Consider the following 8,790-nt stretch of genomic DNA (forward strand, 5'->3'; position numbering starts at 1 on the left):
CTTCCAGGATGTTGTTGAGGTATTTCACCTGCCGGTGTTCCACGGTCTGCGGGCAGATTCCCTCTGACTTCAACTCGGCGATTGCCCTGGCCAGGGAGGGTGCTTTATCGGTGTTGATCACCCGCGGGAACCCGGTTATCGTGTTCGACCTCAGGGTCTTGGCCAGGAAACGCTTCGCTGCGGCGACGTTACGCTTTGGGGACAGGTAAAAATCCAGGGTATGCCCGCCCGCGGTGATGGCCCGATAGAGGTAGCACCACCTGCCGCCGCCCCGGATATAGGTCTCGTCCACCCGCCAGGACCGGGCCTGCCAATCCGGGACTTGTCGGTACCACCGGGTCTGCTTGTCCAGCTCAGGAGCATATTTCTGGACCCAGCGGTAGATGGTGCTGTGATCGACCGGTACGCCGCGTTCGGTCATCATTTCTTCCAGATCGCGGTACCTGAGCCCGTAGCGGCAGTACCACCGGACCGCCCACAGGATGATTTCACGGGGGAAATGACGACCGGAGAAGATGCCCATGGCTGTGATTATTTCACGTCGCTCTTCCTACTGCCCCAACTTTGCAACAGCACCTTTCAGAGTAAACCCTGGTCACGGGGATTCGTTTGTGTCAGGGATTGTATGATCGAAACCTATGACTCAGGACACGACCTTGTTGACTCAGCGAGGGGGCCATCAACCTCTCTCTAACTTCACCAGCAACCTCGGCCTTCCCGAAGGGCTCCTTCCCCAGCAGCGATGGCCGATGAAGCCGACTGTTTCGCAATAGTCGGTTGGTCGTCGAAGGCGTCATCTACCGCTACCACGCCAGAATCTCGTGGCGGGATCTTCCCCACGCCTACAGGGGCCGCAATGTTGCCGGGCGGGCGTTTGTCCTGGCCAGGCAGTGGCACGGCCTGGCCAATCACTATGACAAGCTCGCCATTTTTTACCGTGGGAGCCGTCGTAGTGGGTGCTGCCAGCAAGGCCTATTCTGCAGAGTTCAGGCGCGACGCCGTCGCTCTCTACGAGAACTCTCCTGGCGTGTCGATTTGGACCGTCACCCCAGAACTCCGAGTCAACCGCAACTACTCTGCAGATCTGAATTAGGAAGTAGACCAGGACGAAAAGTTCCTAGAGGACCTCAAGGTGGAAGAACTTCACAGCCGTTCCGTAGGCTAATTCCAGATAAGCACCACAATCGAAAACCCTTGAGCTTCGACCTGAAAGGAGTTGCAGTGACTTCGTGGGGATATCGCGTTTACACATTTGAACTATTTGAATCCAGGAGCCAACGCAAAGACGCCTTGCATCAAGACATCGAAGAGCACCGTGCCCTTCTTCTCGAGGCTGTAAACCTTGTGTCCAGAGAAACTAGAGTAGCCAAGCCTCAGCGCTCTTCGAGTGTTTCGACCCAAACGGATGATCTCATCCTGGATGAGAGCGACGGGTACCAGAACACTAAAACAACACTCAGAGTCAGAGGGGTCACCTACTCCTCTGAACTCAGTGCGATTCACGCCAATATCGCGCTCGGAGATGTCGGACTTCACGACCTAGCGGTAGGAATATCCGACAACGAAGATGACTACTCCGTAAGGGAACATTCCACTGAAGCTCCTCGTCGGGTCGACATATTTTTCCCACGATCCGGAGCCAAGGGAATGATCGTGGCAGAGACGATCGGGCGACGCGACCCCATAAGCCTATTGATCTCTTGGATAAACCATTTATCGCAAAAGCAGCGCAATGAACGCTTGCAGGACATCGACGAAACAAAAACCATTAAGGATGAAGACGGCAAGGAGATTACAAAAACGGAGGCCAGAGGCAGGGTGCCTAGAGCTCTAAGAGTTGAAGCTAAACGTGTCGCCGATCCCGACCAGCTTCAAGAAATTATCGACAGCATTAGTTCGATGGACACTGTTTTCACCCAAACGGACAGCTCAAACAGAAAAATAGAGAAGGAACTAGTAATTAAGGTGAAAGAACAACGAACGATGCGAGAGATAATCGAAATGATTTCGGGAGATCAAGGTGAGGAAAAGATTATTGAGCAGTCTCTCGAGACACTTAATCTTGACCAAGGCCACTTAGAAAAAACAAATCTAGACTTCGACAGCATGAAAGCACAGGTTCGTAGCGATGAAGGGAACGTAACCCTAGTTCCCGGAAAATTCTCCGACCTTTTCAACTACAAGTTCGAGAACACGGGAAATCCAACCAACAACCCCTACTACGAGACCACGCTAGCAAAGGTAAAAAAACTTATAATTCCTGCGGGGATAGCCCTCGATGTTCCGGATGTGAACGAAATGGTTGACTGGGTCGATAGCGAGGAAAAATCATGGTCCGAAGCAAGCTTCCCGAAAAGCCAGTAGTTCCGCGTTCCGGGAAAACGCTTGCGGTAATCATCGCCGTTCTGAGCTTTTTGGTTCTAATGTTTCTCGGCGCCCGGGCTACTGATTTCGGAACAATCGCAAGCGCGCTCGGCCTATATTCGGCCGGATTGCTGGGAGTGTTTGGCGTCTTAACATCCTGGCGAAGCACTATCACTAGAAGAAAACATCGCTATTTACAAGTTGAAGATCCCTGGGTAGAGGTAATAAACCGAGCCGTAAATATTGCGCTTCGTGGATCTGTACTCGCTTTTTCGCTCATGCTCTTCGCTGTGGTCGCACCTGCAGTAAAAGAACAAATTTATTCATTGCTGATCGATCGCTCGATTTTCGATCGCTCGATTTATTCAATAATCGCAACCACTTCCAGCTCAATCGCGATAGCTGGAGTCATCACGCTGGGGTTGATGTCTTTACAGATGGTTCGTGACGTTAATGGTGTCTACGCGTGGAACAATTATATTGAAGCGAAAGAAGCACAAAGGGCCGAACAGAAGAAAAGAGCCAGCGGAAAACAACCTTACTGTCTGGAATCTTGCGATGATTAACCCGCATACAGCCATCGCCTCGGAGGAATCCCGCCCCTCACGTCTTCGCTCAAGTACAAATCTGTAAACCCAAAAACTGTCTGTTTGCGTACACCCTAAGTGAACGTTTTTGAATTACAACTTTTCCCTGTTCGGTAGGGTTAGATTATGTCTAACAGAACAGAACCGTCACTGCCTCTAGACATCAATGAACATCAAGACGTGGTTCTGGGGCAGAAAGTCGGTTACGCCCGGGTGAGCTCCTTGGAGCAGAATCTGGACCGCCAACTTGATCAGCTCCTTGCGGCCGGGGGCGTCCCAGATTTACAAGGAGAAGGTCAGCGGTTCGATCCGGCACCGCCCCCAGTTGGAGGAAGTGCTGCGGTATCTGCGAAAGGGCGACCAGCTCATTGTCAAGAGCATGGATCGTCTCGCCCGCTCACTGGTGGATCTGCACACGATTGTCGAGTCCCTCGACTCGAGCGAGGAGTTCCACGGAGCCGGCCACATCAAGAAGCTCGACGTCGGGGAAGAGGACAACGGAGATGCGGCGGAGGCTCATGGCCTTCACGCTACCCAGCGCAGCGGGGTGCGCCACGTACGATTGCCGGCATGCTGAAGAACTGGTGGCGCGCCTCGCTGCCCGGTGACCGCGTCCTCGCCGGCTTCGCTGCGATCCTGGCGGTGCTGTATTCCATGGGGCCGGGGGAGACGTCGACAAGCGTTGCGGTGCTGCAAGCGGTGGTGTCGTGGTGCTTTGTGCCGTTTTTCTGGGTGTGGCGCTCCCGCCCGGTGCTCAGCGCGGCGGGGTTCACCGCGTGCCTGGCCGCGTGGGCGGGGACGTGGTTTCTGGAGCTGCCGCTGAACTCGGGTATCTCGCCGTGGCTCGTGGCGGCCCCGATGGCGGTCTATGCCACGTCGCGCTACTGCGAGGACCGGCGGGTTCCGCGGTTCATCACGGCTGTCATGTTTGCGGGCACCTTCGCCTCGCCCGTGATGTGGCGGCTGCTGGACAACCTGGAGTTGCGCTACGTGGGCGCGGCCGATGCAACGTACCTGGCGGCGATCCACTGGCTGCTCCTCGCGCTGATGTACGTCGCGGGCGTGCGCGGGCACGGGGCGATGCTGCGGCGGCGCGCGGAGGAGGCGGAAAAGCTGGGTCGCCTGCACGCGGCGCAGGAGGAGGAGAAGCTGCTCATCGCGCGCGAGCTTCACGACGTCCTCGCGCACTCTCTCACCCTGATGAAAGTGCAGGCCAGCGCGGGCATTGTGGCGTCGAGAGGCGATGCCCGGGCTGCGGTGGAGGCGCTCGAGACCATCCGTTCGACATCTGACCGGGCTCTGGCCGAGGTCCGCGGTATCGTGCGCGCGCTGCGCGGGGCGGGGGACGCCGACCTGCAGCCTTCACGCACCCTCTGGGACATCCCAGGAATCCTGGAGGGTTTCCGGGCCGCCGGGTTGACTGTCGAGGAGAAGCTGCCGCGCGAGCTGCCCGAGGTGTCGTCGCTGGTGGGCCTGGCGGCGGCGCGGATCGTGACGGAGGCCCTGACGAACGTGCTGCGCCACCAGGGTTCGGGCAGTAGCGTCGTGGTGGAGCTCGAGCCCGGCGAGGCCCTGGTGCTGGACATCACGTCCCGGGGAACACCGCAGGCGACGCGGGGCGGGGGAGCCGGGCTGGTCGGCCTGGAGGAGCGGGCCCGCTCCCTCGGCGGCACGCTGAGCGCCGGGGGCACGCCCGAGTTATTCCGCGTTCACGCCGAACTACCCTTGAGGAGTGACAGATGAACACCCGCGTCCTGCTTGCCGACGACCAGGTCATGCTCGCCGAGGCCCTCTCCACCATCCTCAACGCGGCGCCCGGCATCAAGGTTGTCTCCCGGGCCGCCGACGGCGCCGAGGCGATCGCGGCAGCCGGGCGCCACATTGTCGACGTAGCCGTGCTGGACATCCGCATGCCCGTCATCGACGGGATCGCCGCGGCGAAGGCGATCATGGCGGCGCACCCCGATGTGCGGGTCATCATGCTGACCACCTTTGACGACCCCGAGCTCGTCGAGGCTGCGCTCGCGGCCGGGGTGCACGGGTTCCTGCTCAAGGACGCCGACCCTGAGGTGCTCGTCTCCGCCGTGCGCAGTGTCGCCAGGGGAGAGTCGGTGCTGGCCAGCCGGGTCACCGGGCACGTCCTCGCCGCCTACCGGGCGGCGCTGAGCTCGGGTGGGGAGCTGTCCCCGCAGCAACGCCAGGGGCTGAGCCTGGTCACCCCGCGCGAGATGGACGTGCTGCTGCTCGTTGCCGAAGGCGCCACGAACGCCGAGATCGCGCAGCAGCTGTGCGTCGCGGAGACGACGGTGAAGACGCACATCTCCTCGCTTTTGGCCAAGCTGCATGCCCGGGACCGGGTCGCGCTCGTGCTCATTGCGCAGCGAGCAGGCGCCTCCTCCTAGGGGAGGAGTCCGCGGCGTGGGATTTCGTCTCCGGGGCGGATCCGCCGGCGTCCGTCGCGTGGAAGACTCCCAGGTATGAACAGCATTTCCTTCCGCGGAGTATCCAAGAGCTTTGGCGCCCAGCGCGTTCTCGACTCGGTCAGCTTCGATGTGGCGCAGGGCCGCGTCCACGCCCTGCTCGGCCGCAACGGCGCGGGCAAATCCACCCTCATCTCGATCCTCCTCGGCCTCATCCCCGAGGACGCGGGCCAGGTGCTCGTCGGAGACAAACCCCGCACCCGGGCGTCGCTGCGCCACATCGGCGCCTCCGTCAACGGCCCGGCCTACTACGCCCACCTTTCGGCGCGTCGGAACCTGCTGGTGCACACGCGCCTGCTTGGACTGCCGGACGCCGAAGCGGACCGCGCACTCGCCGTGGTCGGGCTGACGGACGCCGGCACGAAGAAGACCCGCAGCTTCTCGACGGGAATGAAAGCGCGCCTGGCCCTCGCTCAAGCCATCCTGGGAGACCCGGAGATCCTGGTGCTGGACGAACCGCAGAACGGGCTCGACCCCCAGGGCATCACCGAGCTGCGCGGCCTGCTGCGGGACTGGGCACGCCGGGGAAGTACCGTGCTTGTCAGCTCGCACCAGCTCGGCGAGGTGGTGCACCTCGCCGACGACGCCACCATCCTGGCGGGAGGCGACGTGCGCTACTTCGGGCCGCTGGGTGAGCTGGCCCCTACCGGCGACCTGGAGACCGAGTTCTTCCGCCTCACTGCCGCGGGGGAGGAAGCATGAGCCGGTACCTTTCTGCGGAGCTGCTCCGGGCGCGCGGGTCGGCGTTGCAGTGGCTGCCGCTGCTGGCGGTGCCCCTCGTCCTGGTCACCTACGCCCTCGCCAGCGTGACCGACCCGCGCGAAGATGCCGTGGGCGTGCTGATGTGGCAGGCCATCTACCTCACAGGGATGGCTGCGCCGCTGGCCGCGCTTTTCGGAGCTGTGGCCGAGGCGCGGGAAAAGAAGGCCCGTTGCGGGGGGACGCAGTGGCAGCCGGTGAGTATGCGTCGCCAGCGTGCCGCGCGCCTGGCGGTCGTGCTGCTCAGCCTGGCCGTGTTCCATGTGCTCAACTTCGGCGGCACGTGGCTGCTTACCGTGTCCCGACCCGGGAGCGGGACAATCCTGCTGCTCGGGGCGCTGGCCTTCGCCGGGGCGATCGGCCTCGCCGGACTGGGGGCCGCGCTGGCGCGGGTGAGCAACCTCATCGTGGCCGTCGCGGTGTTCTTCGTGTGGCAGATCGTGGGGACGCTGAAGCCCTTCGCGGAGGGCGAGCACTGGTGGGTGTGGCCCATGTCCTGGCCCGTCCGGCTGGTGCTGCCGGTGCTGGGGGTGCACCAGAACGCGGTGCCCCTCGAGCCGGGGTCGCCTCTGGCCGCCGAAAAGCCCTGGCTGGCGCTCGGGCTATGTATTGCGCTGGCGGCGGTCGGTGCGGCGGCCGCGGTGTTCACCCCCGGATGGACGGGGCGGGGGCGGGGGCGTCGAGAAGCGAAAAGCGCCGTTTCCGCCGCTGTCCCCGCGCCCGCCGTCGCCCGCCGCGGGTCGGGGCGGCCGCGCCCGTTGCGGGCGATGACCAGCGCGGGGCTCACCCCGGCCCTGGCAGGATGCGTGGCATTGTCGGTGGTGGCGATGGGCCTGACCTGTCTGATCTACCCGGCCTCGTACGTGCACGGCTTGTTTTCCTTCGTGGTCCTGCCGCTTGGCGCGGGGCTGCTGCCGGTGCTGGTGTGGCCTCAGGTGGAGGGGGCGTGGGCCGTGATGCGCGTGGAGTATGCGCGCAGCGCGCGGGTCTTGCTGCTGTGGTGCTTGCTGTGCGCCCTCGCCGTGTGCTTCGCCGCCAGCTTGTTCGGACTCGCCGCGGGAGGCACGCTTGTCGACGAAGCGCGCCGGTTCCTCGTCGCCGCCCTCGTGGGCTACGTGGTCCTCCTCCTGTCGTTTCTGGTGCTGCTGCGCACCGGGGCCGCGGCCGCCGTCGCAACGGTGGTGGTCCTGGCAATCTTCTCCGTCACCCTCGGCGGGGATGTCCTGGCGCAGACTCCACTGTGGATCGTCGCGCTGCCCTCCTGGCCCGTGACGGCGGAGGGGGCGGGGCGCCTGGGCACGGCGCTGGCTCTTGGGGGAGTGCTGGCGGTTCTCCTGCACTGGCGGGCGGAGCGGGCGCTCGGCCGGCGCGTCGGGTGAGCTGGGCGAAGCCTTCGGCGCGATATAACAAATGCTCGTTAGTAAATGCTAGTCAGTCGATTAACTGCCGAGGAGTGGTGCGGCTCTTCTCGACTAACACGCATTCACTAACGAGCATGTGGATCCGATCCCGGGGGCGGCGCTCTAGGGTATGAACGGAAGGGCAAGAATTCACGATTTCGGTATTTGTCAACCTGTTGTGAGTCGTTGGTGGTGAAGATTGATGCCAACGATTGGGTTTGAAGCGTCCTGGGTTTAGTTCCTATCTATCGTGTGAGACACCACCTCTGTGTGCAACGCACGGGAGAACGATTTGTGGGGTGAGCAAAATTGGCGCCTTTCTTGTGCAGAGCGAAGGCCTTATCCGGACAGAGGTCGACGAATGTAGGCGAGATTTTCAACATCAGTTGGGATCGTTAATTGTTGCAGATCGATTTTCGATGTCTGGCTCGTAGCTGTATTTACTAGTCATTGAAGCTGCTGTTTCAAGAATTTTGGTGCATATTGCACCGCAAATCTGCGGATTTATTATTGCACTATCTGGGAAAACACTTCATTGTGATTTTTTCCTGATTTTTTATGCGAGCGCCGGTTCCATCCGGTAGTATGCATAGTGACTTTCAAGGTTTAGTCAGCTTGGAGTCCTTGTACTTACTGGCTTTTACGTGAAGCGACCCTGGGACTAACCACCCCGTAACGGGATCAACCATCGTGAACGTGTGCGGCAAGCGATTGCCGTTGCCGGGAAACCGGAAAATGATCGGCAGATCGTTATTCAGATGGTGTAGAAGGAGTTCGTTTCATGGAAATCCCGCCTCCTCATTTTGGCCGGAGGAAAACACGCGTAGTCTCCGCGAACGAATGCGTTCGTGTTGAGCTGATGCTCCCTGCACCAATTGTCCAACGACTGGCTTCTGAGTCGGCAGAGATCGGCTGTTCAATGTCGCGAATTATGACGCGTTGGCTGCGAGAGCTTGATGTGCTCGACCGTGAAACGGAAGTTCCGCATGGGGCCAAAGGGGGATGACGACCTAATAGCAATTATCGGACAAATCCGAAACACAATCAGGGCCCGATCCTGCAAGATCGCGCCCTGTGGTCGCCGACGTTCTGCAAAACGTTGGGCGAAAGAATCCAATCAATTCACTGCAAGTTACATGAATGGAGATGCGTCTATCTTGTCATGCCTGGGGTTGCCCGCAAATCGTGGACACGTAGTGG

At 60.8% G+C, this 8,790-nt stretch carries 9 protein-coding genes and 1 pseudogene; 8 read left to right on the forward strand and 2 right to left on the reverse strand.

Features of this window, described 5'->3' with window-relative positions; translation table 11 throughout:
* The coding region (locus HMPREF0307_RS10725; RefSeq protein WP_066492835.1) for an IS6 family transposase at positions 1-523 on the reverse strand (523 nt) is incomplete at its 3' end.
* Between the two features lie 414 nt (positions 524-937).
* Between HMPREF0307_RS10725 and HMPREF0307_RS13030 the strand changes: the two genes are divergently transcribed.
* The 4 genes and pseudogenes from HMPREF0307_RS13030 to HMPREF0307_RS13390 all read left to right on the forward strand — a co-directional run.
* The gene (locus HMPREF0307_RS13030) at positions 938-1,093 is read left to right on the forward strand and encodes a hypothetical protein (protein ID WP_156435934.1); all 156 of its coding nucleotides are present in this window, start codon (positions 938-940) and stop codon (positions 1,091-1,093) included.
* A 128-nt stretch (positions 1,094-1,221) separates the two neighbouring features.
* Entirely contained in the window at positions 1,222-2,364 is a 1,143-nt protein-coding gene (locus HMPREF0307_RS10730) for a hypothetical protein (protein ID WP_066492837.1), read from the forward strand.
* Positions 2,331-2,930 (forward strand): hypothetical protein, encoded by a 600-nt coding sequence (locus tag HMPREF0307_RS13035; protein WP_156435935.1) that lies wholly within the window; start codon positions 2,331-2,333, stop codon positions 2,928-2,930. The genes HMPREF0307_RS10730 and HMPREF0307_RS13035 overlap by 34 nt, the downstream gene beginning before the upstream one ends.
* A gap of 355 nt (positions 2,931-3,285) precedes the next feature.
* Positions 3,286-3,330: pseudogene (locus HMPREF0307_RS13390) on the forward strand (hypothetical protein); the annotation flags it as partial.
* Between the two features lie 18 nt (positions 3,331-3,348).
* Here HMPREF0307_RS13390 and HMPREF0307_RS13475 read toward each other — a convergent pair.
* Entirely contained in the window at positions 3,349-3,471 is a 123-nt protein-coding gene (locus HMPREF0307_RS13475) for a hypothetical protein (RefSeq protein WP_255356883.1), read from the reverse strand.
* A gap of 50 nt (positions 3,472-3,521) precedes the next feature.
* On the opposite strand from HMPREF0307_RS13475, the gene HMPREF0307_RS10740 reads away from it, so the two are divergent.
* From HMPREF0307_RS10740 to HMPREF0307_RS10755, 4 genes are all read left to right on the forward strand, one after another.
* Positions 3,522-4,694 (forward strand): sensor histidine kinase, encoded by a 1,173-nt coding sequence (locus HMPREF0307_RS10740; protein WP_066492842.1) that lies wholly within the window; start codon positions 3,522-3,524, stop codon positions 4,692-4,694.
* Positions 4,691-5,353 (forward strand): response regulator, encoded by a 663-nt coding sequence (locus HMPREF0307_RS10745; protein WP_066492843.1) that lies wholly within the window; start codon positions 4,691-4,693, stop codon positions 5,351-5,353. Before HMPREF0307_RS10740 ends, HMPREF0307_RS10745 begins: the two co-directional genes overlap by 4 nt.
* A 75-nt stretch (positions 5,354-5,428) precedes the next feature.
* Positions 5,429-6,133 (forward strand): ATP-binding cassette domain-containing protein, encoded by a 705-nt coding sequence (locus tag HMPREF0307_RS10750; protein ID WP_066492846.1) that lies wholly within the window; start codon positions 5,429-5,431, stop codon positions 6,131-6,133.
* Complete coding sequence (locus HMPREF0307_RS10755; protein ID WP_066492847.1) at positions 6,130-7,569, forward strand: ABC-2 family transporter permease; 1,440 nt, start codon at positions 6,130-6,132, stop codon at positions 7,567-7,569. Before HMPREF0307_RS10750 ends, HMPREF0307_RS10755 begins: the two co-directional genes overlap by 4 nt.
* The last annotated feature ends 1,221 nt before the right edge of the window (positions 7,570-8,790 follow it).

The organism is Corynebacterium sp. DNF00584, from assembly GCF_001552965.1.
In the GTDB taxonomy this organism is placed as follows: domain Bacteria; phylum Actinomycetota; class Actinomycetes; order Mycobacteriales; family Mycobacteriaceae; genus Corynebacterium; species Corynebacterium phoceense.